The organism is Curtobacterium sp. MCPF17_046 (genome assembly GCF_003224295.1).
Lineage (GTDB): Bacteria > Actinomycetota > Actinomycetes > Actinomycetales > Microbacteriaceae > Curtobacterium.
The window spans coordinates 1-25,218 of record NZ_QKLB01000002.1; the positions used below are offsets into that span (position 1 = coordinate 1).

The 25,218-nt window shown below is 72.1% G+C and carries 22 protein-coding genes; 9 read left to right on the forward strand and 13 right to left on the reverse strand.

Annotation, left to right across the window (positions count from 1 at the left end):
- Nucleotides 1-415: 415 nt before the first annotated feature.
- The 3 genes from DEJ32_RS01640 to aroA form a co-directional block, all read right to left on the reverse strand.
- The gene (locus DEJ32_RS01640) at nt 416-1,201 is read right to left on the reverse strand and encodes an inositol monophosphatase family protein (protein WP_110825170.1); all 786 of its coding nucleotides are present in this window, start codon (nt 1,199-1,201) and stop codon (nt 416-418) included.
- An 88-nt stretch (nt 1,202-1,289) separates the two neighbouring features.
- On the reverse strand, nt 1,290-2,342 hold the full coding sequence (gene rsgA, locus DEJ32_RS01645; protein ID WP_110825169.1) for a ribosome small subunit-dependent GTPase A: 1,053 nt from the start codon (nt 2,340-2,342) through the stop codon (nt 1,290-1,292).
- Complete coding sequence (aroA, locus tag DEJ32_RS01650; RefSeq protein WP_110900127.1) at nt 2,339-3,757, reverse strand: 3-phosphoshikimate 1-carboxyvinyltransferase; 1,419 nt, start codon at nt 3,755-3,757, stop codon at nt 2,339-2,341. The genes rsgA and aroA overlap by 4 nt, the downstream gene beginning before the upstream one ends.
- Nucleotides 3,758-3,909: 152 nt before the next feature.
- Between aroA and DEJ32_RS01655 the strand changes: the two genes are divergently transcribed.
- Genes DEJ32_RS01655 through DEJ32_RS01665 form a run of 3 tightly spaced genes read left to right on the forward strand, consistent with a single transcriptional unit; the run spans nt 3,910 to nt 5,466 of the window.
- The gene (locus tag DEJ32_RS01655; protein WP_110825236.1) at nt 3,910-4,731 is read left to right on the forward strand and encodes a sigma-70 family RNA polymerase sigma factor; all 822 of its coding nucleotides are present in this window, start codon (nt 3,910-3,912) and stop codon (nt 4,729-4,731) included.
- Nucleotides 4,728-4,970 carry a zf-HC2 domain-containing protein gene (locus DEJ32_RS01660; protein WP_110825167.1) on the forward strand — a complete coding sequence of 81 codons (243 nt, stop codon included), beginning with the start codon at nt 4,728-4,730 and terminating at the stop codon, nt 4,968-4,970. The genes DEJ32_RS01655 and DEJ32_RS01660 overlap by 4 nt, the downstream gene beginning before the upstream one ends.
- 58 nt (nt 4,971-5,028) lie before the next feature.
- Nucleotides 5,029-5,466 (forward strand): GNAT family N-acetyltransferase, encoded by a 438-nt coding sequence (locus DEJ32_RS01665; protein ID WP_110825166.1) that lies wholly within the window; start codon nt 5,029-5,031, stop codon nt 5,464-5,466.
- A gap of 101 nt (nt 5,467-5,567) precedes the next feature.
- Here DEJ32_RS01665 and DEJ32_RS01670 read toward each other — a convergent pair whose 3' ends face one another.
- Nucleotides 5,568-9,416, reverse strand: coding sequence for a multifunctional oxoglutarate decarboxylase/oxoglutarate dehydrogenase thiamine pyrophosphate-binding subunit/dihydrolipoyllysine-residue succinyltransferase subunit (locus tag DEJ32_RS01670; protein WP_181420555.1), 3,849 nt, complete (start codon nt 9,414-9,416; stop codon nt 5,568-5,570).
- Between the two features lie 189 nt (nt 9,417-9,605).
- Between DEJ32_RS01670 and DEJ32_RS01675 the strand changes: the two genes are divergently transcribed.
- Entirely contained in the window at nt 9,606-11,045 is a 1,440-nt protein-coding gene (locus tag DEJ32_RS01675; protein ID WP_110900128.1) for a GuaB1 family IMP dehydrogenase-related protein, read from the forward strand.
- 78 nt (nt 11,046-11,123) lie between these two features.
- Here the strand turns inward: DEJ32_RS01675 and DEJ32_RS01680 are convergent, their stop codons facing one another.
- The 3 genes from DEJ32_RS01680 to DEJ32_RS01690 form a co-directional block, all read right to left on the reverse strand.
- Complete coding sequence (locus DEJ32_RS01680) at nt 11,124-12,164, reverse strand: hemolysin family protein (protein ID WP_110891332.1); 1,041 nt, start codon at nt 12,162-12,164, stop codon at nt 11,124-11,126.
- Entirely contained in the window at nt 12,161-13,531 is a 1,371-nt protein-coding gene (locus DEJ32_RS01685) for a hemolysin family protein (protein ID WP_258368398.1), read from the reverse strand. Before DEJ32_RS01685 ends, DEJ32_RS01680 begins: the two co-directional genes overlap by 4 nt.
- A gap of 209 nt (nt 13,532-13,740) precedes the next feature.
- A complete protein-coding gene (locus DEJ32_RS01690; RefSeq protein ID WP_146234056.1) occupies nt 13,741-14,364 on the reverse strand; it encodes an HAD-IA family hydrolase in 624 nt (207 codons plus the stop codon).
- A gap of 24 nt (nt 14,365-14,388) precedes the next feature.
- Here DEJ32_RS01690 and DEJ32_RS01695 point away from each other — a divergent pair, with 24 nt between their 5' ends.
- A complete protein-coding gene (locus tag DEJ32_RS01695) occupies nt 14,389-15,237 on the forward strand; it encodes an ADP/ATP-dependent (S)-NAD(P)H-hydrate dehydratase (RefSeq protein ID WP_110900130.1) in 849 nt (282 codons plus the stop codon).
- A 104-nt stretch (nt 15,238-15,341) separates the two neighbouring features.
- Here the strand turns inward: DEJ32_RS01695 and DEJ32_RS01700 are convergent, their stop codons facing one another.
- Nucleotides 15,342-16,067 (reverse strand): YceI family protein, encoded by a 726-nt coding sequence (locus DEJ32_RS01700; protein WP_258368866.1) that lies wholly within the window; start codon nt 16,065-16,067, stop codon nt 15,342-15,344.
- A 167-nt stretch (nt 16,068-16,234) separates the two neighbouring features.
- Here DEJ32_RS01700 and DEJ32_RS01705 point away from each other — a divergent pair, with 167 nt between their 5' ends.
- A complete protein-coding gene (locus tag DEJ32_RS01705) occupies nt 16,235-17,512 on the forward strand; it encodes a glycosyltransferase family 87 protein (RefSeq protein ID WP_110900132.1) in 1,278 nt (425 codons plus the stop codon).
- Nucleotides 17,509-17,817: a thiamine-binding protein gene (locus DEJ32_RS01710; protein ID WP_110900133.1), complete on the forward strand. Its 309-nt coding sequence runs from the start codon at nt 17,509-17,511 to the stop codon at nt 17,815-17,817. The genes DEJ32_RS01705 and DEJ32_RS01710 overlap by 4 nt, the downstream gene beginning before the upstream one ends.
- 96 nt (nt 17,818-17,913) lie before the next feature.
- On the opposite strand, the gene DEJ32_RS15955 is transcribed toward DEJ32_RS01710, so the two are convergent.
- Entirely contained in the window at nt 17,914-18,120 is a 207-nt protein-coding gene (locus DEJ32_RS15955; RefSeq protein ID WP_146234057.1) for a hypothetical protein, read from the reverse strand.
- A gap of 504 nt (nt 18,121-18,624) precedes the next feature.
- On the opposite strand from DEJ32_RS15955, the gene DEJ32_RS16105 reads away from it, so the two are divergent.
- A complete protein-coding gene (locus DEJ32_RS16105) occupies nt 18,625-18,801 on the forward strand; it encodes a hypothetical protein (RefSeq protein WP_181420478.1) in 177 nt (58 codons plus the stop codon).
- Nucleotides 18,802-19,010: 209 nt separating this feature from the next.
- The gene (locus tag DEJ32_RS01720; protein WP_110825159.1) at nt 19,011-20,279 is read left to right on the forward strand and encodes an MFS transporter; all 1,269 of its coding nucleotides are present in this window, start codon (nt 19,011-19,013) and stop codon (nt 20,277-20,279) included.
- A 245-nt stretch (nt 20,280-20,524) separates the two neighbouring features.
- On the opposite strand, the gene DEJ32_RS01725 is transcribed toward DEJ32_RS01720, so the two are convergent.
- The 4 genes from DEJ32_RS01725 to DEJ32_RS01740 form a co-directional block, all read right to left on the reverse strand.
- A complete protein-coding gene (locus tag DEJ32_RS01725; protein WP_110825158.1) occupies nt 20,525-21,196 on the reverse strand; it encodes a response regulator transcription factor in 672 nt (223 codons plus the stop codon).
- A gap of 130 nt (nt 21,197-21,326) precedes the next feature.
- Nucleotides 21,327-22,643 carry a hypothetical protein gene (locus DEJ32_RS01730; protein WP_110900135.1) on the reverse strand — a complete coding sequence of 439 codons (1,317 nt, stop codon included), beginning with the start codon at nt 22,641-22,643 and terminating at the stop codon, nt 21,327-21,329.
- On the reverse strand, nt 22,640-23,797 hold the full coding sequence (locus DEJ32_RS01735) for a sensor histidine kinase (RefSeq protein WP_110891339.1): 1,158 nt from the start codon (nt 23,795-23,797) through the stop codon (nt 22,640-22,642). Before DEJ32_RS01735 ends, DEJ32_RS01730 begins: the two co-directional genes overlap by 4 nt.
- 181 nt (nt 23,798-23,978) lie before the next feature.
- Nucleotides 23,979-25,178, reverse strand: coding sequence for a homoserine O-acetyltransferase (locus tag DEJ32_RS01740; protein WP_110825155.1), 1,200 nt, complete (start codon nt 25,176-25,178; stop codon nt 23,979-23,981).
- Between the last annotated feature and the right edge of the window lie 40 nt (nt 25,179-25,218).

Below are 25,218 nucleotides of genomic sequence, written 5' to 3' on the forward strand. Positions count from 1 at the left end.
GAGATGTCTCGTGGGCTCGGAGATGTGTATAAGAGACAGTCCCGCGGCGGGGTGGGTGGCCCCACGGTGGGAGGTGCCGGTGTGCATCGGGTGGGTGGCCCGGGACACTGGCAGGGTCGATGTGTGGACGGATCGCGGACGACGAGCCTGGGTGGGCTCGGTCCCGCTCGGGAACGATGAATCCATCGTCGTGGTCACCCCTCGGGTTAGGGCAGTCGGACGAGATGACGGTGGGTCCGTGGTGACCGGGACTAGGGATCCCGACGAGTACTGACCTGCCGCCACGAGAACGGTAACCCACCATCGGTCGTGCTGGAGGAACCGTCAGTCCGATGCGCCGATAGGCGTGCCCCCAGAACGGGGGGGGGTGACGGCGGCGCTGGGGCGAGCAGCGTCGCAGGTGCCCCGTCAGCGGTCAGGCCCGGCGGATCACCTCGACGACGGCGTCGTGCACGAGGCCGTTCGAGGCGAGCGCACTGCCGTGCCACGGACCGGGGTCGCCGTCGAGCGAGGTGAGGCGGCCGCCGGCCTCCTCCACGATCGGGACGAGGGCGGCGATGTCCCACGGCTTGAGGTCCGGTTCCCCGGCGACGTCGAGGACCCCTTCCGCGACCATCATGTACGACCACATGTCGCCGTAGGCGCGGGTGCGCCAGACCCGTCGCGACAGCGTGACGAGGGCGTCGAGCCGGTCGTCGTCGTCCCACTGCTGCAGCGAGTTGTAGCTCAGGCTCGCGTCCCCGAGGGCGGCGACGCCGGACACGTGCAGCGGTCCGTCGAACGAGTGCGCGCCGAGGCCCGCCGCCGCCCACCACCGCTTGCCGAGGGCCGGTGCGCTGACCACCCCGAGGACGGGACGGCCGTCCACCGCGAGGGCGATGAGCGTCGCCCACACCGGCACGCCGCGCAGGTAGTTGGCGGTGCCGTCGATCGGGTCGACGACCCACTGGCGGTGTCCGGCGCTCACGGCCTCCTCGCCGGTGTCCGCCGTGGTCTCCTCGCCGAGGAAGGCGTCCTCCGGGCGCTCCGCGGCGAGCCGCTCGCGGAGGGCGCGCTCGACGGCCTGGTCGGCGTCGGTGACCGCGGTGTGGTCGGCCTTCTCCGTGACGTGCAGGTCGGCGGCGCGGAACCGGTCGAGGCTGATCGCGTCGGCGGTGTCGGCGAGGGAACGGGCGAATGCCAGGTCGGCGCTGAGGTCCACGGGTCGAGCGTAGCGGCGGTCCGGCGGACCCCCGCACGACCCGGCCGAGTGGGTCCACCCGACGCCGGGGGACGCCGTGCGGGGTAGCTCACGCCGTGCCGGGGTCCTCCGCGCCCATCCCGGTGAGGAGCGCCCGGAACGAGTCGAGCCGCTCGATCCCGGTCGGCCCGAGCTCGCCGCCCGCGACCCGGTCGACGATCTCCCAGTCGTGCGCCTGGTGCAGCGGGATGCCGTCCGGGGCGTCCTGCACCGGCACCGCGTGCGAGGCGAACGCGCGGAACACGTTCTCCGGCTGCACGTGCCCGAGGCCGAACGACCGGACGCCGGGGGTGTCGATGACCCACCCGCCGTCCCGCACCCGGAGGGCGACGGACGACGAGGACGTGTGGCGGCCGCGCCCGGTGACCGAGTTGACGACGCCGATCGCCCGCGTGGAGCCGGTCAGCGCGTTGACGAGGGTGGACTTGCCGACGCCGGAGTGGCCGACGGTGACCGTCACCTTGCCGTCGAGGAGCTCGTGCAGCGCCTCGAACGGCACATCGTCGGCCCGGCTCGTCACGATGCGCAGGTCGAGGCAGGCGAAGTGCGCCAGGAACGGCGCCGGGTCGGCGAGGTCGGTCTTCGTGATGCAGAGGACCGGGTCGAGGCCGGCGTCGAACGCCGCGACGAGGTACCGGTCGATGAGGCGCGGCCGGGGTTCCGGGTCCGCCGAGGCCACGACGATGAGCATCTGGTCGGCGTTCGCCACGATGACGCGCTCGACCTCGTCCGAGTCGTCCGCACTCCGCCGGAGCAGGGTCGTCCGCTCGGCCACCCGGACGATGCGGGCCAGCGAGCCCTCGCTGCCGGAGACGTCGCCGGTGAGCGAGACGTGGTCGCCCGTGACGACCGACTTCCGGCCGAGCTCGCGGGCCTTCGTCGCGGTGATGACGTGCTCCCCGTCCGCGTCGGTGACGAGCACGCCGAAGCGTCCGCGGTCGACGTTGGTGACCCAGCCCGACGGCGCGTCCTCGTACGTCGGCCGGGTCTTCGTCCGGGGTCGGTTGCCCTTCGGGTTCGGCCGGACGCGGACGCTCGACTCGTCGTACTGGCCGTACGGCTCGTCCTCGTCGCCGCCGTCGGTGTCGTCCCACCAGCTCATGCCGGCGCCCCCTCTGCTGTCTCGGCCGCACCCGCTGCTCCCGTGACGTCGGTGTCCCGGTCTGCCGGAGCGGTCCGGCCCGCCGTGGCGACCAGGTCGGCCCACAGCTCCGGGAACTGCGGCAACGTCTTCGCGGTGGAGCCGATGTCGTCGACCGCGACGCCCTCGGTCACCAGACCGACGACGGCGCCGGCGGTGGCCATCCGGTGGTCCTCGTACGCAGCCCAGTCACCGCCCGAGAGCCGCGCCGGGTCGATCCGGAGGCCCTCCTCGCGCTCGGTGACCGTGCCTCCGAGCCCGTTGAGGTCCGCCGCGAGCGCCGCGAGCCGGTCCGTCTCGTGCCCGCGCAGGTGCCCGATGCCGGAGACCTCGCTCGGGCCGCCGGCCAGGGCCGCCAGCGCGACGAGTGCCGGGGCGAGCTCGCCGCCGCGGGTCAGGTCCAGCTCCAGACCCGGCAGGGAGGCGCCACCCCGGACCCCGACGCCGCCGTCGAACACCAGGTCCGCACCGTCCCGCGTCACGGTCGCGCCCCACAGCGGCAGGAGCGTCTCGAGGTCGGCACCGACCTGCGTCGTCTCGGTCGGCCAGGTCCGGATCCGGACCGTCCCACCGGCGACGAGTGCGGCGACCGCGAAGGGTGCGGCGTTCGAGAGGTCCGGTTCGATCGTCACGTCCCGTGCCGCGATGGGTCCGGGGTGCACGACCCACTCGCCGACGCCCGGCTCGTCGACGCGGACGCCGCGGGCACGGAGGACCGCGACCGTCATCGCGATGTGCGGCATGCTCGGCAGCCTGTCGCCGACGTGCCGCAGGTGCAGGCCCTCGTCGAAGCGGGGCGCGGAGAGCAGCAGGCCGGAGACGAACTGGGAGGACGCCGAGGCGTCGATCTCGAGCGTCCCACCCCGGACCGAACCGCTGCCGACGAAGGTGAAGGGCATCGCGCCGCCGCCGTCGTCGGTGACGTCCACGCCGAGGTCGACGAGCGCGCGGATGATCGCAGCCATCGGTCGCTTGCGGGCGTAGGGGTCACCGTCGATCGTGACCGGTCCCTCGGCCAGTGCCGCCAGGGGCGGCAGGAAGCGCATGACGGTGCCCGCGAGGCCGCAGTCGACACGGACACCGCCGTGCATGGCGGCGGGCGTCACGCGGAGGTCCGGTCCGTACGGGTTCGCCGGGTCACCCGCGACCGGCTCGACCTCGTCGATGCCGACGCCGAGCTGGCGGAGCGCGGTCGTCATGAGGGCGGAGTCCCGGGAGTGCAGGGGCAGCCGGATCGTGGAGGGGCCGTCGGCGAGCGCGGCGAGGACGAGCTCGCGGTTCGTCAGCGACTTCGACCCGGGCAGGGCGACGTCCCCGGCGAGCGGGCCCGGCGCGACGGGGGCGGTCCAGGGGCGGGAATGCGTCGTGGCTGCCATCGGTTCACCACACTACTGAACCCATCGGGAGGAGCACGGTGATCGCACTCGCACCGTCACGACCGGCCGCCGCGGACCAGCTGCCGACGGTCGTCACGACGTTGACCGAGCCGCAGGGCCCGGACGTCCTCGTCCGCCTAGACTGGCGGGCGATGACGACCGACGAACCGCAGCACGCACCGGACGACCTGGTCGAGGAGACCGAGGCGCAGCTCGACGCCGTCGAGGACGAGGACCTCGCCGCGTCGGACACGGTGGACGAGTCGGACGACCCGACCGCCGACGACGAGCCGGTCGACGCGAAGACGGTCTCGGAGCACGAGCTGCGCCGCCTGTTCGAGGACCAGGCGCTGCCGTTCATGGACCAGCTGTACGGCGCGGCGATGCGGATGACGCGCAACCCCGCCGACGCCTCGGACCTCGTACAGGAGACGTTCGTCAAGGCGTTCGCCGCGTTCCGGCAGTTCCGCCAGGGCACGAACCTCAAGGCGTGGCTGTACCGGATCCTGACGAACACGTTCATCAACACGTACCGCAAGAACCAGCGGAACCCGTACCAGGGCACCATCGACGAGCTCGAGGACTGGCAGCTCGGCGGCGCGGAGAGCGTGACGCAGTCGATCTCGGCCCGGTCCGCCGAGGCCGACGCCATCGACCATCTGCCGTCCTCCGCCGTGAAGGACGCGCTGCAGGCCATCCCGGAGGACTTCCGGATGGCGGTCTACTTCGCCGATGTCGAGGGGTTCTCCTACCAGGAGATCGCCGACATCATGAAGACCCCCGTGGGGACGGTCATGAGCCGCCTCCACCGTGGACGCCGGCTCCTGCGTGGGCTGCTGGCGGACCACGCACGCGAGACCGGTGTCGTCCCGGACGCAGCGTCGACGGCGACGATGCGCGGGCGAGGCCGTGGTGCAGGTACGCGGGCGGCCACGACGGCCGGTGCCCGCACGACCCGGAAGGACGCACGATGAGCGGGTGCGACTGCTCGAAGGCGAAGGCGGAACTCGAGGAGTTCCTCCACGACGAGCTCCGTCACGAGGACGCCGCGGACATCCGCGAGCACATGGACGGCTGCGAGGACTGCCTGACGGAACACCGCGTCGGCGTGGTGCTCATGGAGACCGTGAAGCGCGCCTGCCAGGAGACCGCTCCCGAGCAGCTCCGCGGCGAGGTCCTCGCCCGGCTCCGCGCAGTGCAGTCCACACACTGACCGCACCCGGCCGCGTCACACCGGCGGAAGCGCCGCTGGGAGCGGGTAGGGTGCGGGCATGACCGACGCCGAGCCGATCAGCACCTGGACCGAACCCGACGTCGTCGCGGTGACCGAGTTGGTGCGCCTGCTCGGCCACCAGGTCGAGCCCGCGTCGATGCGCTCGCGCCTCGACCGGCTCACCGCCGAGGCCGGGCACCGCACGTGGGTCGTGCGCGGGGACGACGGTCGGCCCGTCGCGGTCGCCGGGGCGCAGCTCACGTGGACGTACGCCGGCGACGCGCCGACCGCGCAGTTGCTCCTGCTCGTCGTGGACCCCACGGCCAGGAGGCACGGCACGGGCTCTGCGCTCCTGGGCACCTTCGAGACGTGGGCCGTCGAGCAGGGCGCGCGCCAGCTCAGCGCCGTGAGCGCCGCCGCGACGGACAGCGCGCACCGGTTCTACCAGCGCCGCGGCTACCACGAGGCGGGCGTCCGCTACACTAGGCTCGTTTGAACTGTACTGATCCCTCGCGGACGTCGGAGCGCCTCGTGCTGGAGTCCCACGGACTCCTGCACGAGGCGCTCCCTCGTCATCAGGCCGACGCGCTCAAGCGCTCATGCCCTCAACGCCCGGTCGATGACCTCGGCCGCCTCGGCGGCGGATCGCTTCGACGAGCCGGTCGCCGGCGCCGCACTCGCGGACCGGGCCGCGACGGACAGCGGCCGACCGTCCAGGTGCGGGGACAGGTTCATGCAGACGAACGGCCAGGCGCCCTGGTTCTCGGGCTCCTCCTGGGCGAACACGACCTCGGCCTCGGGGTAGCCCGCGATGACCTCGAGGATGCGGTCGAGCGGGAGCGGGGCGAGCTGCTCCAGCCGGACCAGTGCCACGTCCGTCACACCGCGCTTCTCCGCCTCGGCACGCAGGTCGTGGTGGATCTTGCCCGAGTGCAGGACCACCCGGCGCACCGACCCGCGGTCGACACCGTTCGCCTGCAGGCGGTCGTCGTCCAGGACCTCCTGGAACGTGCCGGAGGTGAAGTCCGTCACCGCGCTCGTCGCCTGTCGCAGGCGGAGCATCGCCTTCGGGGAGAACACGATGAGCGGCTTCTGCGGCTTCGCCCACGCCTGGCGCCGGAGCAGGTGGAAGTACGACGCCGGGGTCGACGGGCGCGCCACCACCATGTTGTCCTGCGCGCACAGCTGCAGGTAGCGCTCGATGCGCCCCGAGGAGTGGTCCGGCCCCTGACCCTCGTAGCCGTGCGGGAGCAGGAGCACCAGGCCGGAGCGCTGGCCCCACTTCTGCTCGGCGGACGAGATGAACTCGTCGATCACGGTCTGGGCGCCGTTCGCGAAGTCGCCGAACTGCGCCTCCCAGAGCACGAGGGCCTCGGGACGCTCGACCGAGTACCCGTACTCGAACGCCATCGCCGCGTACTCGCTCAGGAGCGAGTCGTAGATGAAGAAGCGTGCCTGGTCCTCGGTGAGGTTCGCGAGCGGCAGCCACTCCTGGCCGTTGGTCCGGTCGTGGAAGACCGCCTGGCGCTGGACGAACGTGCCACGACGGGCGTCCTGCCCGGCGAGCCGCACCGGCTTGCCCTCGGTCAGGACCGAACCGATCGCCATCAGCTCGGCCATGGCCCAGTCGATCCCGCCGGTCCGGGTCATCTCGCGGCGCTTCGTGAGGAGCTGCTGCAGCTTCGGGTGGATCGAGAAGCCCGACGGCGGGTTCCCGTGCGCGTCGCCGATGAGTTCGACGAGCTCCTGCGAGACCGCGGTGTCGTGCACCTCGAGTTCGGAGTCGTCGCGTTGGGAGGTCGGGCGCTCGAGGCCGTTCACGGCACCGGAGTCGTTCGTGGCGGGCGTCGACACCGAGCCCGTCTGCGCCTCGTGCGTCTCCGCGAAGGCGCGCTCGAGGCGGTCCTGGAAGTCGCGGTGCGCGTCGTCGTACTCCTGCTGCGTGATGTCACCGCGGCCGACGAGGGCTTCGGTGTACAGCGTGCGGACCGAGCGCTTCGCCTCGATGAGGTTGTACATGAGCGGCTGCGTCATCGAGGGGTCGTCGCCCTCGTTGTGACCGCGGCGGCGGTAGCAGACCAGGTCGATGACGACGTCGCGGTGGAACTCCTCGCGGTACGCGTAGGCCAGGTCCGCGACGCGGGCCACGGCCTCCGGGTCGTCGCCGTTCACGTGGAAGACCGGCGCCTGGATCGTCTTCGCGACGTCGGTCGAGTACACCGAGGTGCGCGCCGACTCGGGCGGCGTCGTGAAGCCGACCTGGTTGTTGATGACGAGGTGCACGGTGCCGCCGGTGCGGTAGCCCCGCAGCTGCGACATCTGCAGGGTCTCGACGACCACGCCCTGGCCGGCCATCGCCGCGTCGCCGTGCACGAGCACGGGAAGCGTGCCGAACGTGCCGGCGGGCTTCCGGTCCTGCTTCGCGCGGACGATGCCCTCGAGCACGCCGTCGACGGCCTCGAGGTGGGACGGGTTGGCGGCGATCGTGACGGGGATGCGGGACCCGTCGGAGGCGCGGAACACACCCTCGGTGCCCACGTGGTACTTGACGTCGCCGGAACCCTGACCGGAGACCGTGCCCGGGAGCTGGGTGCCCTCGAACTCGCGGAAGATCTGGCCGTAGGTCTTGCCGGCGATGTTCGTCAGCACGTTGAGGCGGCCGCGGTGCGCCATGCCGATCGCGACCTCGTCGAGACCGTCCACGGCGGCGTGCTGGATGAGCGTGTCGAGGAACGCGATGGTCGACTCGCCGCCCTCGAGCGAGAACCGCTTCTGGCCGACGTACTTCGTCTGCAGGAAGGTCTCGAAGGCCTCGGCCTCGTTGAGCTTGCCGAGGACGCGGAGCTGCTCGTCCTTCGACGGCTTCGAGTACGGGACCTCGATGCGCTCCTGCACCCAGCGACGCTGCTCCGGGTCCTGGATGTGCATGTACTCGATGCCGACCGTGCGGCAGTAGGCGTCGCGGAGGATCCCGAGGACGTCGCGCAGGGGAGCGGTCGTCGTGCCGGCGAGCCCGCCCGTGACGAACTCCCGGTCGAGGTCCCAGAAGGTCAGCCCGTGGCTCTCGATCTCGAGGTCGGGGTGCGTGCGCTGCCGGTACTCAAGCGGGTCGATGTCGGCCATCAGGTGCCCGCGGACGCGGTAGCTGTTGATGAGCTCCTGCACGCGCGCGGTCTTGTTCACCCGGTGCGCCAGGTCGACGTTGATGTCGTTCGCCCACTGGATCGGCTTGTAGGGGATCCGGAGCGCGGCGAAGATGTCGTCGTAGAAGCCGTGCTGGCCGATGAGCCGCTCGTGCACCTTCTTGAGGAACTCACCCGACCCGGCGCCCTGGATGACGCGGTGGTCGTACGTGCTCGTCAGCGTGATGGTCTTGCCGACGCCGAGCTCGATGAGGGTCTTCGGCGCCGACCCCTGGAACTGCGCCGGGTACTCGAGGGCGCCGGCGCCGACGATGCAGCCCTGCCCCTTCGTGAGACGCGGGACCGAGTGCTCGGTGCCGATGCCGCCCGGGTTCGTGAGGGAGATCGTCGTGCCCTGGAAGTCCGACGGGGTGAGCTTGTTGTCCCGGGCGCGCTTGACGACGTCCTCGTACACGGAGAGGAACTGGCCGAACGTCAGGGCCTCGGCGCGCTTGATGCTCGGGACGAGCAGGGAGCGCGTGCCGTCCTTCTTCGGGACGTCGATCGCGATGCCGAGGTTGACGTGCGCCGGGGTGACGAGGAAGGGCTTGCCGTCGCGCTCCTCGTACGAGACGTTCTGGCTCGGGAACTCCTTGAGCGTCTGCACCATGGCCCAGCCGATCAGGTGCGTGAAGGAGATCTTGCCGCCGCGGGCACGACGCAGGTGGTTGTTGATGACGATCCGGTTGTCGATCATCAGCTTCGCCGGGATGGTCCGGACGCTGGTCGCGGTCGGGACGGTGAGCGACGCGTCCATGTTCGACGCGAGGGTCTTCGCCATGCCGCGCAGCGGGGTGGCGACGTCCTCGTGGGTCTCCTCGTGGTCGTCCGCCGCGTCGTTCGCCTCGGCGGGGATCGGCTGCGGGGACGGCTGGCGCGAGGTGGTGCGGGCCTGGAGCGGGGTCTTCGCCTCTCCCGTGGCGGGCTGCTGCGTGGAGGAGGGGCCGGATGCGGCGGCGGGCTGACCGGCGGGGGCGTCCTGCGCGGCGGCTGCCTGCGCCGGAGCCGGGGTGCTCGAGTCGGCGGCGGCCGGGGTGCTCGAGCCGGCGGCGGCCGGGGTGCTCGAGCCGGTGTCGGCCGGGCTACCGGGGGCGGCGTCCGTCGTGGCGGCCTGCGTCCGGTGGTAGCTCTCGAGGACGGGCCACCAGGACTCGTCGACGCTGTTCCTGTCGGCCACGAACTGCTCGTAGAGCTCGTCCACCAGCCACTCGTTCGCGCCGAAATCGCCCGCGGTCTCGTCCGTTCCGGTCAGATGGCTCGACACAGCCGATCGCCCACTCTCCGTCGATTGATGCTCGTGTGTGTCGTGCGGGGCAACCCTGTCCCGCACGCCGTCAACCCTAGCCGCTCCTCCGTGGCCGCGAGGTGGGAGAGGGCGGGCGAGTCGGGCCTCCCGGCGGGCGTCGCGGGGCCTCTCGGCCGGGCCTGACGCCGCCGCCGTACGATTGACCCCATGAGGTTCTACGAGACGCGGCCGACCCACGACCTGACCTACTCCGACGTCTTCCTCGTCCCGAGTCGGTCGAGCGTGACGAGCCGCTTCGACGTGGACCTCGCGACGGACGACGGCACCGGCGCGACCATCCCGATCGTCAGCGCGAACATGAACTCGGTGACCGGTCCCCGCCTCGCCGCGACGCTCGCCCGACGCGGTGGTCTCGGTGTGCTGCCGCAGGACATGCACCTGCAGGACCTCGCCGAGGCGATCCGCTGGGTGAAGGCGCAGCCGGTCGCGTACGACTCCGCACTCGAGCTCGGCGCCGACGCGACCGTGGCCGAGGCGCTCGAGCAGCTCCTGCCGGTCGAGGGCCGTGGCATCGTCGTACGCGACCCGGCGGGCGAGTACCTCGGCTGCGTGCCGGCGACCCGGCTCGCGACCGCCGGCGCGGACGCCGTCCTCGGCGACCTGCTGCACGGCGCGACGGTCGCGATCGACGCCGAGGACGCCGGCACCCCGCGGCACGTGTACGACGTGCTGACCGCGGCCGGCGTGGACTTCGCCCCGGTCGTGCGGCACGGCAAGGTCGTCGGCACGACGAGCCCGACGAGCGCCATCCGCTCCGACATCTACCGACCGGCCGTGGACGCGTCCGGTCGGCTCCGGGTGGCGGCGGCCGTCGGCATCAACGGCGACGTCGCCGCGAAGGCCTCGGCCCTCGCCGACGCCGGGGTCGACGTGCTCGTCCTCGACACCGCCCACGGCCACCAGGAGGGCATGCTCCGCGCGCTCCGTGCCGTGTCGGCCCTGCAGCTCGGCATCCCGCTCGTCGCCGGCAACGTCGTCACCGCCGACGCCGTCGCGCACCTGGTCGCCGCCGGCGCGTCGATCATCAAGGTCGGTGTCGGCCCCGGTGCCATGTGCACGACGCGCATGATGACCGCCGTCGGGCGCCCGCAGTTCTCCGCGGTGCTCGAGACCGCCGCGGCCGCCCGGTCGCTCGGCGCGCACGTCTGGGCCGACGGCGGCGTCCGTTACCCGCGGGACGTCGCGCTCGCGATGGCCGCCGGGGCGTCCGCCGTGATGATCGGCTCGTGGTTCGCCGGCACGCTCGAGGCACCCGGCGTGCTCCGCCGCGACGCAGCCGGTCGCGCCTACAAGGAGAGCTGGGGGATGGCGTCCGCCAAGGCCGTGCGGGAGCGGTTCGAGCGACTCGACCCGTACGAGCGCGCCCGCAAGGCGCTGTTCGCCGAGGGGATCTCGTCGTCGACGATCTTCCTCGACCCGGAGCGTCCGAGCGTCGAGGACCTGCTCGACATGATCACGACGGGGCTCCGCAGCTCCGCCACGTACGCGGGCGCGACGAGCCTGGCCGAGTTCTCCGACCGCGCGCTGGTCGGCATCCAGTCCGCCGCCGGGTACGAGGAGGGCAAGCCCCTGCCGGTGAGCTGGTAGCGCGGTCGCGCCGCCGACGCCACGACGGACGGGAGGTGGGACCCTCCCGTCCGTCCCGGGTCGCGGGAGCGACCGGCGTCAGCGACGCCGGGTGGCGTCCTCGACGGTGCCGATGAGCTCCTCGAGGATGTCCTCGAGGAAGAGCACGCCCGTCGTCCGCCCCTCGGCGTCGAACGCCCGGGCCACGTGGCGCCCGGCCCCGCGCATGGTGGCGAGCGCGTCCTCGAGGTCCATCTCCGTGTACAGCGAGATGAGCTGCCGGATGCGCTTCGGCGGCACCGGGTCGTCGAACTCGTCCGGCCGCAGGTCGATGACGTCCTTGACGTGCACGTACCCGGTCGGGTCACCGGCGTCGTCGACGAGCACGTAGCGCGAGAACCCGCGCTGCGACACCATCCGCTCGACGTCCGCCGGGGTGGCGTCCTCGTGCAGCGTCACGAGCCCGGACATCGGCACGGCGACGTCCTTGACCTTCTTCTCGGTGAACTCGAACGCCATCCGGAGCGTGCCCGAGTCGTCGGCGAGGGTGCCCTCGCGCCGGGACTGCTCGACGATCGTCTGCACCTCGTCGACCGTGTAGGCGCTGACCGCCTCGTCCTTCGGCTCCACCTTGAAGAGCCGCAGGACGCCGTTCGCGACCTCGTTGAGGCCGACGACCACCCAGTGCAGGCCGTGGCCGATGTACCAGAGCGTCGGGACGAGCATGAGCGCGGCCCGGTCCGGCATCGAGAACGAGATGTTCTTCGGGACCATCTCGCCGAACACGACGTGCAGGAACGACACGAGCAGCAGCGTGAACACGAACGCCACGACGCCGATGACCTCGGCGCTCCACCCGGTCAGGTGCAGCGGGACCTCGAGCAGGTGGTGGATCGCCGGCTCGGACACGTTCAGGATGAGCAGCGAGCAGACCGTGATGCCGAGCTGCGTGGTCGCGAGCATGCGGGTCGCGTGCTCCATCGCCCACAGCGTCATCTGCGCGGCACGGGAGCCCTGCTCGGCCCGCGGCTCGATCTGCGAGCGGCGTGCCGAGATGACGGCGAACTCGGCGGCGACGAAGAACGCGTTGCCCCCGAGGAGGACGAAGAGCCAGAAGATGCCCCACCAGTCGGAACTCATCGGTCGGCCTCCGCGGTGTCGGTCGTCGTCGTGCTCGTCGTCTTCGTGGTGCTCCCCGTCGGGGTGGGGGCGCTCCCGGTGGGGGAGTCGACCGGGTTCGGCGTGTAGCGGATGCGGTCGATCCGACGGCCGTCGAGGCGCTCGACGCGGAACACGCCCGAGTCGATCGCGACCTCGTCACCCACCACCGGGAGCCGTCCGAGCTCCTGCATGAGGAACCCGCCGACGGTCTCGTACGGGCCGTCCTCGGGCACCGTGACGCTCGCGCGGTCCTCGAGTTCGTCCGGACGGAGCAGTCCGGGGAAGGTGAGCCAGCCGCGGCTGCGCACGACGTCGATGCGGGCGCGGTCGTGCTCGTCCGACACCTCGCCGACGATCTCCTCGACCAGGTCCTCGAGCGTGACGACACCGGCCGTCCCGCCGTACTCGTCCACGACGATGACCATCTGGTACCCACGGCCGCGGACCTCGGTCAGCAGCGTGTCGCCGGGCATGGTCTCGGGGACGCGCTCGGCGTCGGTCATCAGCGCGCCGACCGGGACCTCGGCGCGCTTCTCGCGCGGGACCGAGACGGCCTGCTTGACGTGCACGAGTCCGACGACGTCGTCCGCGTCCTCCTCGATCACCGGGAAGCGGCTGAAGCCGGTCCGGCGGGCGAGGGCGATGACGGCGTCGGCGCTGTCGGACACACGGATCGTCGACAGTCGCGGCCGGGGCGTCATGACGTCGCTCGCGTTGAGCTCGGAGAACGCCAGCGTCCGCTCGAGGAGCGTCGCGGTGTCCTGTTCCAGCGACCCCTCGGACGCCGAACGGCGCAGCAGCGAGGTGAGCTCCTCGGCGCTCCGGGCGCCGGACAGCTCTTCCTGCGGCTCGATGCCGATCGAGCGGAGCACGGCGTTCGCGGTGCCGTTGAGCACTGCGACCGCGGGCTTGAACACCGTCGTGAAGCCCACCTGGAGCGGCACGACGAGCTTCGCGGTCTGGAGCGGCAGCGCGAGGGCGAAGTTCTTCGGCACGAGCTCGCCGAGGATCATCGACAGCAGGGTGGCGATGACGAGGGCGACGATCGACCCGACGGTCTCGACGACCCCCTCGGGCAGGTCCATCGCGAGGAACGGTGCCTCGAGCAGCTTCGCGATCGACGGTTCGAGCAGGTACCCGGTGAGCAGGGTCGTCAGGGTGATGCCGAGCTGGGCGCTCGACAGGTGCGTCGACGTGACCTTGAGCGCACCGATCACGGGGCTCAGGCCGGATTCGCCGCGGTCGCGGCGGGCTTCGACGTCGGCGCGGTCGAGGTTGACGAGCGAGAACTCGGAGGCCACGAAGACCCCGGTGCCGAGCGTCAGCAGGATGCCGCCGATCAGCATGAGGACGTCGACGGGGCTCACGAGGCACACCTCGGAGTCGGGCAGCTCACTGTGTGAGCGGCGGGCATGTGATGGTCAGCGCAACTAGGAGGGTCGTCCACAATGAGGGAATCGTACCGGGCGCTCGCTCGGAGGAACCGAGGAGGCGTCCGGTCGGTGCGCCGGGCCTCCCGGCCGATCCCGGCCCGCCGTCACTCCGTCGGTCGCCGTCACCCCGTCGGGGCGGCGAGTTCCTCGAGCGCCGACCGCAGGGCCGCCGCCGAGGTGAAGTGCACGCCGACCGCACCGACCGCGTCCGCGCCGGCGGCGTTCTCCGCACGGTTGTCGACGAACACCATCGCGGCGGGCTCGATCCCGAGGCGGTCGCACGTGTCGCGGTAGATGGACGCGTCCGGCTTGAGCACGTGCTCCTCCGCGCTCACCACGACGGTCTCGAACATCGAGCCCATCGGCGAGTACCGGTAGGGGTCGCCGAAGTCGAACCCCGCGTTCGACAGGAGCGCCAGGCGCGTGCCGGCGTCGTGCAGTTCCTCGACGAGCGCCAGGACCTCGGGGTCGACGTCGAACCACCCGGTGTAGTCGAGCGCCCAGAACCGGTGGATCTCGGTCACCGACCAGGACCGCCCGGTCCGTTCGCCGATCGCCCGCCAGTAGGCGAGCACGGAGAGGTCGCCACGGTCCAGGTCGTTCCGGAGCTCCTGGTACACGGGGAACAGCTCGTCGGCCTCGAGCCCCGTCGCCTCGAGCAGCGCGGCACGGGCGGCGTGCGGGGTGCGGCTGATCACCTCGCCGTAGTCGAAGACGACGACACGGCCGGGCAGGGACAGGCTCATGCCCGTCACCGTACCGTGGGGACGATGAACGACTTCGTCTCCGTCCGACCCGCCGACGCCGCCGCCTGGATCACCGTGCCCACCGGTGACACCTCGAAGTACCGGCGCGGGGTCCTCGGGGTCGCCACCGGTTCCGCCGCCTACCCGGGTGCCGCGGTCATGGGCGTCGACGCCGCCGTGCACACCGGGCTCGGCATGGTCCGGTACGTCGGACCCGACCGTGCCACCGACTTCGTGCTCGCCCGACGGCCGGAGATCGTCGCCGGGGTCGGCCGCGTGCAGGCGTGGCTCGTCGGGTCGGGCATCTCGGCGGCCTCGCTGGACGAGCTCGACGCGACGACCCGCGACGGCTTCGCGCACGCGTCCGAGGACGGCGTGCCGGTCGTCGTCGACGCCGGTGCGATCCCGCTCGTCGACCTCGGGCCGCTCGCGGTCCTCACCCCGCACGCCGGCGAGGCAGCGTCCCTGCTCGGGGTCTCCCGTGACGAGGTGGAGGGGGACCCGCAGACAGCGGCGCTGCGTGCCGCCGGACAGACCGGGAGCGTCGTGCTGCTCAAGGGTGCGGACACGCACGTCGTCACGCCCGACGGCGGGGTCCGGCTGGTGGCGTCCTCGGCGACGCCGTGGCTCGCCGCGGCCGGTGCTGGGGACGTCCTCGGCGGGGTGCTCGGAGCCCTCGTCGCAGCGCGGGCCGGGACGAGCGAGGTCGGGTCGGAGGAGCTGGCGCACCTCGCCGCCGCCGCTGCGGTCGTGCACGGGGTCGCGGCACGTCGGGCGTCGCGTGGCGGCCCGTTCCCGATGACGGGACTCGTGGAGCAACTGCCGGGTGTGGTGCGGGACCTCGCGGTGCGGGGCGACGCGCAGGCGGACTGACGGGCCGCCGGTCTGGACCGAGGGACTGACGGGAGGCGCGGTGCCGACCGGTGCCGCGCCTCCCGGCCGTCAGGTGGTCGCGTCGCGACCTTCGAGACGGGTGGTCAGGAGGCGGGCGTGGCGTGCACGAGGAACTCGACCGCGCCTGCGTCGTCGACCTTGACGAACCCGAGGTCCGGGGCCTGCACCGAGTAGTCCGAGAACGTGATCGGGATCGAGCCGGAGACGTCGACGCCGTCACCGCTGAGTCCGACCTGCAGCGTCGCGGTGACCGGCTTCGTGACGCCGTGCAGGTCGAGCGTGCCGGTGGCCCGCACCTCGGTGGTGGCGTCGCCCGACGGGACCGCGTCCTCGATCGGCTCCGTGAGCGTGAAGGTGGCGGTCGGGAACGCCTGGGTGTCGAGCGCCGAGTCGCGGAAGTACGAGTCGCGCTGCTCCGAGTCGGTGGCGATGTCGCCGACCTGCACCGTGATCGTGGCCGCGCTGATCGTCGTCCCGTCGACGGTCGCCGTGCCGGTGACGCTCGACGTGCGACCCGTGACGGTGACGTCGGAGCCGTTGAGGACCTCGTGCACGCGGTAGCCCGCCTCGGACCCGTCGCCGATCGTCCACTCGCCGGACAGGTCCTCCGGCTCGAGCGTGGAGGGCGCACGGGTGGCGGCGACGCTGGGTGTGGCCGAGGCCTTCGCGTTCTCGGTGGACGTGTAGGCGCGGGTGCCGACCACGACGGCGACGACCGCGACGGCCAGGACGACGACGGCGATGACGAGCCACGTCATGAGACGGCGGCGCGGGCGGCGGGGCGCGGGACGGTCCGGTGCTGGGGTCACAGGAGGACGGTGACACGTCACTCTCCGGATCGGCTGTGGATCCGGGTCGGCTGTGGATCCAGCTCGGCTGTGGGCCAGGGTCGCCGTGGTGCCCGGACGGCGGTGGCAGCGTCACCGGCCCTGTGGACAGCGGCGGTCGGCCCGTCCCGACTCGGTACGCTCATCCGGTGCGCAGGAACCCGTGGCCGGAGATCGTCGCGTTCGTGGTCGCGTTCGCCGCGGTGCACGCGCTGCTCTGGACCCTGACCCTCGTCGTCCCGAACCAGCCGATCGGCGACGTGACGATCACGTACCGTCGCTGGATCGAGTCCGGGCACGCCTCGCACTTCTGGGTGGGGATCGACGCCCCGTGGGTGTACCCGATCCTGGCGATCGTGCCGATGGCTGCCGCATCACTCGGCGGGACCGCGGCGATCGGCACCGGCTGGTTGCTGCTCATGGTGCTGCTGCACGCGGTCGTCTGCGCGGTGCTCTGGCGCTACCGGTCGTTCGGCGTCCGGGTCGTCTGGTGGTGGCTGGCGTTCCTGCTCGCGCTCGGGCCGATCGGCCTCGGACGCGTGGACACCGTCGCCACCGCGGTCGCGCTCGTCGGGGTCGCGTCCGTCGCGGCCCGTCCGGGGATCGCCGCCGCGGTGTTCACCGTCGCCGCGTGGGTCAAGGTCTGGCCGGCGGCGCTCGTCGGCGTGCTCGTCGTCCTCCGTCGCGGGCGTCGTGTCGAGGTGGTCGCGGGAGCACTCACGGTCACCGGGCTCGTGGTGCTCGTGGACGTGCTGTTCGGCGGCGCCGCGTACCTGTTCTCGTTCATCGGCGAACAGACCGGGCGCGGCCTGCAGATCGAGTCGCCGCTCGCGACGCCGTACCTGTGGGCGGCAGCGGCGCGGGTGCCGGGCGCCGCGGTGTTCTACGACCAGGAGATCCTGACCTTCGAGGTGTCCGGTGCCGGGACGGAGGTCGTCGCAGCGCTCTCGACCCCGCTCATGGCCGTCGTCGTCGTGGTGGGCGTCGTCCTCGCCCTGCTCGCCGTCCGCACCGGCGCGCAGCGGGCGCGGGTGGCTCCGGTCCTCGCGCTGCTGTTCGTGGCGGCGCTCATCGCGACGAACAAGGTCGGGTCACCGCAGTACATCGGCTGGTTCGCCGTGCCGGTGGTCTGGGGGCTCGTCGCCGGGCGCGGCAGTGCGTGGCGGTTCCTGCCGGTCGCCGGGGCGATGCTGCCGATGGCCTTCCTCACGCAGCTCGTCTACCCGGCGTACTACGACCAGGTGCTCGGTGTGCAGCCGTGGATCCTCGTCGTGCTGTCGCTGCGGAACCTGCTGGAGGTCGCGGTGCTCGTGTGGTCGGTCGTCGTCCTGGTCCGGATGTGGCGGGACGGGATCGAGCCACGGGCCTCCCGTCCGGCCACCGGAGCCGGGCACGCGGACCGCGAGCGGGGCAGGATGGGCGCATGATCGTCGCCTTCTCCATCGCCCCGTCCGGCGGACCCGCTGCGAACGAGGACGGTTCCGTGCACGACGCCGTCGCCGCGGCCGTCCGGGTCGTCCGCGAGTCCGGACTGCCGAACCGCACCTCGTCGATGTTCACCGAGATCGAGGGGGAGTGGGACGAGGTGTTCGACGTCGTCAAGCGGGCGACCGAGGCCGTCGCACCGTTCGGCACCCGCATCTCGCTCGTGCTCAAGGCGGACATCCGACCGGGGCACACGGGGGAGATCGACGGGAAGCTCGAGCGGCTCGAGGCGGCGCTGGGGGACTGAGCGGCGCGGCCTGGGAGTCCGGTTCGGGCCGAAGCGCACGAGCTGGCGGCCGTCGAGCCGGCGAGGACGGCGAGGACGGTCAGGAACACCGGCTGGTCATTGCTGGTCGTCCTTCCGGTCTGTCCGGCCCGGCGACGAGTCGCGGGTGAAGACGTAGTCAGGCCGGGGCGCCTCGAGCGTCCGGACGAAGAAGCCGAGTTCGTCGCGGTCGAGGTACGCCTTGCGGACGAGGAGGTCCGCGGAGTACAGGCGGAGTTCCCGCGGGTCGTCCGCTGACAACCGCCAGTTCCCAGAGAAGTCCACGGCAGCCCGTCCGTCCTCGCAACCGGTAGGGCTGCCCGCGGAGACCTCTGTGCCGCAGGCGATGGAAGCCGGGATGGCGTGCGCGGTGTAGGTGTGATCGGCGGCGAGCTGGAACCGCGCCACAGAGTCTCCGCTCTCCGGTCGCAGCCGCCACGTCCCGACGTAGTCCTGCGGACCGGGCGCGGCCGGCACGGTGCAGCCCGTCAGTGTCAGTGTCAGTGTCAGGGCCGCGAGCAGGCGAGCGATACCCGTCCGACGAGTTGTCACCGTTGTGTTCCCCCCCCCGCCCATGGAAAGCGGCGCGTACACCTCGAACCTAATGCAGCAGGTTCGGCACCGCCCTCGGAGGACCGATCCGTACAGGCGAAGAGCAGCCCCGCGTGGGCGCCCGGTGTGGGTCCGTCCGACACGCCGCCGACGTCGACGCGATGTCGGCGGTCGGGTGTGTGCTGTCTCCATCAGCCGGTGCACGAGCACCGGCACCACGACGGAAGGAGCCCGCTCATGATGCACGACGGTTGGTGCCCGGACTGTGACCTCCGCTCGGTCGTGATCGACGTCGACGACCAGGGCGACAACGCCTGGGCGAGCTGCACCGAGTGCGGCTCCGGGTGGGTGCACCGCGACGACCTGCCGGAGGCGCGTACCGCCTCCCGTGCGCCGGAGCAGCGCGCAGCCTGAGGCGCCCGCGTCCGCGGCCCTGCCGATCGGGAATCCCGATCGGCAGGGCCGCGTTCTGCCGTCTGGTCGTCGTCCACATCGCGTGCGGGTCGAATCGATCCGACCGGTGTCTTCCGTCGCCGTGTTGGAGCGGTCTACACTGTTCCAGCCGCGACCTCGGTCGTCCACCGCCTCCGATCCCACCGTGCTCCGGCACGAGAACAGGTCCCATGTCGCAGCTCACGCCGGCCCGCCGCACGCTCGCCATCCTCGCCCTCGCGCTCGGTGGGTTCGCCATCGGCACGACCGAGTTCGTCGCGATGGGCCTGCTGCCGAACATCGCCGAGGCGCTCCTGCCCGGGCAGTACGCGGCCGACCCCGAGGGCGGCGTCGCGCACGCGGGATGGCTCGTGAGCGCATACGCCCTCGGTGTGGTCGTCGGAGCGCCGACGATCGCCGCGATGTCGGCCCGGTTCCCCCGCAAGGGCCTGCTCATGGTGCTGCTGATCGGGTTCGCGGTCGCGACGGTCGCGAGCGCTGTGTTGCCGTCCTTCGGGCTCGTCGTCGTCGCACGCTTCGTCGCCGGACTCCCGCACGGCGCGTACTTCGGCATCGCCTCGATCGTCGCCGGCGACATCATGGGTCCGGGCAAGCGGGGCAAGGGCATCGCACTCGTGCTCCTCGGCCTCTCCGTCGCGAACGTCGTCGGCGTGCCCGCGGTGACGTGGATCGGGCAGGTCGCGAGCTGGCGTGTCGCTTACGGCGTCGTCGCCGCCCTGTTCGCCCTGACCTTCCTCGCGGTCTCCGCGTTCGTCCCCCGCAGCGCGCGGGATGTCCACGCGACCATCGGCCGTGAGCTCCGGGTCTTCCGCCTGCCGCAGGCGTGGATCGTGATGAGCCTCGGCGCGGTCGGGTTCGGCGGGTTCTTCGCCGTCTACTCGTACATCTCGCCGCTCGTGCAGAACGTCACCGGCCTGTCGGAGTCCACCGTCCCCCTGGTGCTCGTCGTCGTCGGGCTCGGGATGGTCGTCGGCGGCCTGCTCGGTGGGTTCCTGGCCGACCACAGCGTGAAGGCCACCATCTTCGTGGGGCTCTTCGCCCTGATCGGCGCGCTGCTCGTGACGGTGCTCACCGCGCAGTGGGTCGTCGGGCTCTTCGTCGGCGCGTTCCTGCTCGGAGCGACCTCGTCCGCGATCCCGCCGGCGGTGCAGTCCCGCCTGATGGACATCGCCGGCGACGCCCGGACCATCGCGGCAGCGCTCAACCACTCGGCGTTCAACCTCGGCAACTCGCTCGGTGCGGCCCTCGGCGGGGCAGTCATCGCGGCCGGCTTCGGGTTCCTCGCGCCGGGCTGGCTCGGCATCGGTCTGGCGCTGCTCGGCGTCGTCGTCGCGGTGATCAGCTACGCGGTGGAGGGCCGCTCGAAGCGTCGCGCAGCGGCGCTCCGGACGGCGGGTGCGAGCACCGGCCCGATCCGCGAGGTCGTGTCCACGCACTGACGCGTCCCCGGCCCCACCCGGCGTCCGTCGGGCTCGACGGGGCGCGCTGACTGGTGCCGCGCCTCCCGTGCGCACAGCGATGTCGACGCATCCGGCTGCTGTCGTCGCGGTTCCACGACGCGCCGCGTGTGCACCGTTCCGGTTCCACGATTGCGGCATCTCGACGCTCGAGATGCCGAGATTCCGGAACCTGGCAGGGCGCGGCGATGCCGGAACCTGGCGGGGCGCGGCGGGTCGGCGCGCTGCTACAGCCCGTGCGGGGACCCGTCCTGCAGGATGATGCCGTCGGTGATCGCCCGCTTCCGGAGCGCCACCTTCGTGCCCACGTCGAAGCCGGCGACGCGGTACTTCTCGCGGATGCGCTTGAGGTAGCTCTTCGCGGTCTCCTCGGAGATGCCGAGCTGGTACGCCACGCTCTTCACGGGCTCGCCGCCGCCGTAGAGCGCCATCACGCGACGCTCCTGCGCGCTGAGCTTCGGGACGCCGCCGACGTCCCCGGAGTTGATGGCCAGGTCGAGTTCGGCGGAGACGTACTGCTCGCCGCGCTGCGCCGTCCGGATCGCCTCGACGATCATGGCCGCGTCCTCGCTCTTGACGAGGTAGCCGAGGGCACCGGCGCCGAGGGCCTCGCGGACGACGTTCGGCTCCGAGTACGTGCTCATCACGACGGTCTTCACGCCGGCGGTCTTCAGCGTCGAGATCTTCAGCGAGACCGGGATCGAGTCCTTGAGGTCGAGGTCGAGGAGCACGACGTCGACCGGGAACCCCGGGCTGGTGAGCAGCTCGGGCCAGGTGGTGACCGCGGTGACCATCTGGATGTCGTCCGCGGCGTTGCGGATCCACTCGGTCAGGGCGCTGAGGAGCATCCGGTGGTCGTCGACGAGTGCGAGTCTGATCGGTTCCGCTGGAGTCGCCATGCTCGGCGTCCTTTCTCGTGGTGTCCGTCCGGGGCCTGCCGATCCTAGGAGGGTCGGTGGTCCGGTCTGGGGAGGCTGGCCTGGTTGTCCGCATGACGCACGTCGACGGTGCCGGGAGGCGCGGGGTGCGTCACATCTGCGGGTGCCGGTCAACGACGCAGTGCGCGGTGACGTGCAGCACGCCGTCCCGCACGCTGTCGGTGTACGGGCCGATGCGCTGGAGGGCGGCCCACGCTGCGGGCCCGAGGCGCCGACGGGGGACCCCGCGGGACTCGATGACGACGGGGACGTCCATCCGGTCGTCGCTGACCGGGTGCCCGTCGGTCCCGACCGGTCCGAGGGTGACCGACACGACGGGGGCGCCGGGTTGCTGGCTCCGGCCGTCGCCGACCATCAGCCAGAGGGCCTGGAGCAGACCGTCGCGCTGCGCCGGGGACAGGTGTCCGGCCAGGGCGCCGGGGTCGGCGACGGCGACGGCGCGACCCAGCCGATCCGACTCGGTGATGGCGTGGTACAGCCATGTCTCGCGACGGCCCTCGATGAGGTGCAGGCGGAGTTCGGTCGCGAGGGAGGCGGCGACGGAGGCGGACGCGTCCGACAATGGCAACGGGTCGGATCCGTTCGCGACGGCGTCCAGGAGCTTCTCGGCTGCGAGGTCGAGCCGGGCGAGTTCGTCCGATGCGAGCATCCCGACGGCGAACTGCGGCGCACCGACGTTGCTCTGCACGAGGACCCGGTCGAGTTCGCGCTGCACGAGCTGGCGGAACCGGTGCACGACGAAGAGCGCGAGCGACGGCGGCACGACCGTCACGGACAGGAGCGTCACGAGGCCGGGGAGCGTCTCGGGGTTGATCGGCGTGGAGACGACCGCGTAGACGACGAAGGCCAGCCCGAGGCCGACGATCGCCGCGATGACCTCGCGCGCGGGCCGGAGGGTCGTGATCGGCAGGAGGGCGAACCCGGCCGCCATCGACGCGGTCGAGGTGTGCCCGAGGTCGTGCTGGGACCAGATGCCGATGAAGTCGAGCGCGACGACGCTGGCGAGCACGACGCAGATGAGGCCGAACGCGAGACCGGTCAACCGCTCGCCGTAGGTGAGGACGATGGCGATGACGCAGGTCGCGGCGGCCACGAAGAGGAGCCACGCGCTGGCGGTGAACCAGGGGTTGCCGTAGTCCTCCCAGTGCACGAGGAAGAAGACGATGCCGCCGAGTGCCTCGAGACCGGTCAGGACGGCCGCACCGAGCCCGAGGTGGCCGGCTCCGAGGGAGGCGCCGGGCTGGGCGGCCTGGCGGAGCGAACGTGCACCGGTCGACGTGGAGGGGAGGCCGCGCGCCTGCCGACGCTCGGTGCCCCGGTACCGTTCCCGGGCCTCCCGGCGGGTACGGGGTGCGTCCTGTTCACCGGTGAGCGCCCGGCTGATGGTGTCCTCGGGGATGCGGCTCACCGCGGTGCCTCCAACACGACCGTGGTGCCGGAGCCCGGCGCGGAGAAGAGCCGGGCGTCGCCGCCGACCTCACGGAGACGGTTCACGACGCTCTCCTTGAAGCCAAGTCGTTCGGAGCTGACGGCGTCGAGTTCGAAGCCGACGCCGGAGTCGGTGACCATGGCGCGGACCATCGCCTCGTCGTGCACGATCGTGACGTGCGCCTCGGGGACCCCGGCGTGCCGACGGACGTTCTCGAGGCACTCGCCGAGCGCGAGCAGGAAGGCGTCGAGGACGTGGGTCGGCAGGAGGACCTGTCCGGTGCCGTGCCAGGCGACCTCGAGCCCCATCCGGCCGAACCGCTGCTTGACCGACTCGAGGGTCTGCCCGAGCGGGGACTCCTCGGTGCGGGTGAGCGAGTAGTCCCCGGACTGCTGCGGCTGCGGGGTCGCGCCGAGGCGGAGGTGGCGGAGGAGGCGGGCGTCCTCGGCGGCCTGCTCGCGCATCGCGTGCTCGGAGACGCCGACACCGCTGTGCGCGAGGAGGGTCAGGGTCGCGAGGACGGTGTCGTGCAGCAGGCGTGCTCCCTGCCGCCGCTGCGCCTCGGTCTCGCTGGCCTGCCGTTCGGCGCGGTGCGCTGTCCCGATCGTGTAGATGCGTCGCGCCACGCGGGGGATGCTCCGGCTGATCCACACCGCGACGACGGCGACGAGCACCCAGCCGAGCAGGACACCGCTGACGGGCAGGGAGAGGACCGTGCCGCTCGCCCACGACATCAGGGTGACCGAGACGACACCGGCGGCGGCCGCGATGCCGAGGCCGACGGGGTGTCCGCGCTGCGCCATGAGGAGGGAGGCCAGTCCGCCGCCGGCGAGCGGCACGAGCGCGCTCGCGATGACTCCGCGGTCGTCGGGGGCGACGGCGGTGGCGAGGACCGCGACGGCGCCGAGACCGCTCAGCACCGTGAGGGCGGTCCACCAGGTCGACCCGTTCCACCCGAAGGCGACGAGTGCACCGATCATGACGGCGATGCACGTGAACCCGACCACGAGCGGCAGCGCGGGCACGGCAAGCGACGTGGCCACGGCGACGACGCTGACGAGCGCGCAGACGATGCCCACGACACGCGTCGTCGACCGGAGGAGGCGGTCGCGTTCCTGCGCGAGGAGTTCCATCGTTGGTCCTGGCTGTTCCTGGTTCGGGAAACTGGTTGGTCTTGGGAAACCGAGCACTGGTCGAGACCGTGCACTCTGCATCATTCCACGGGCGACACTCGTTGTGGGGTGTTCGGCGCGCGGGGGTCGACGGATCGGTCTGCGGGTGTCCCGTCTTCCGAGGACACGCGCTGCACCCCGATCAGACGAGCAGGCGCCGGAGATGCGCGCCGACGGCCTCGGACTCGATGAGGAAGCCGTCGTGGCCGAACTCGCTCGTGATCACCGCGGCCCGGTCACCGTCGAGCGTGTCGGGCACCCCGGCGGCGATGCGGTGCTGGTCCTCGACCGGGAACAGACGGTCGCTCGAGACGCCGACGACGAGGGTCCGTGCGGTCACACGGGCCAGGGCCGCGGCGACCCCACCGCGGCCGGCCCCGACGTCGTGCGAGTCCATCGCGTGTGTGAGCGCGACGTACGAGGCCGCGTCGAACCGCCGGGTGAACTTGTTGCCGTGGAAGTCGAGGTAGCTCTCCACCGAGAACCGGCCGTCGTCGCCGAGCGGGGAGACGTCGCTCTGCCACGTCCGGGCGAACCGGCCGTTGAGCTCGTCCGAGGCGCGGTAGGTCATCATCGCCATCCGTCGCGCGAGCGCCAGCCCCCGGTGCGGCCCCTCGCCGGGTTCGGCGTCGTGGTGGTCGCCGCCGGCGAAGCCCGGGTCCATCTGGATCGCCGCCCGCTGCAGGGAGTTGGCGGCGATCTGGTCCGCGGTGGTCTGCGCGGTCGTCGCGAGCACGGCGAGGCGCGCCACCCGCTCCGGGGCGGTGACCGCGAGTTCCAGCGCGTGCATGCCGCCCATCGAGCCGCCGACGACGGCCGCGAACCGGTCGATGCCGAGTCGGTCCGCCAGCCGCAGCTGCGTCGCCACCTGGTCGCGGGCGGTGACGAACGGGAAGCGGGAGCCCCACTCGACGCCGTCCGGTGCCAGCGATGAGGGGCCGGTCGTGCCCTGGCACCCGCCGAGCATGTTCGGCGCGACGACGAAGAACCGGTCGGTGTCGATCGCCCGCCCCGGCCCGACCACATCGCCCCACCAGCCGGCGGTGCGGTGGCCGGGGCCGGCGGGTCCGGTGACGTGCGAGTCGCCGGTCAGGGCGTGCAGCACCAGGACGGCGTTGTCCCGGGCGGGGGAGAGCGTCCCCCAGGTCTCGTACGCCACGCGGACGGCGGGGACGAGCCCGCCGCGGACGGTCTGCTCGCCGAGGTCCTCGAACCGGCGTGCCCCGGGCGGGTCACCCGGTCGCCACGCACCCGTCACGGGCGGTTTGCCGAGCGTGCGGAGTTCGGCGCCGGGCACCAGGGTGGACGGCACGGAGTCCTCGGGGGTCGTCTGCCAGTCCATCGTGGGGACCAGTCTGCCGGGAGGCCCGCCGCACCGTCGC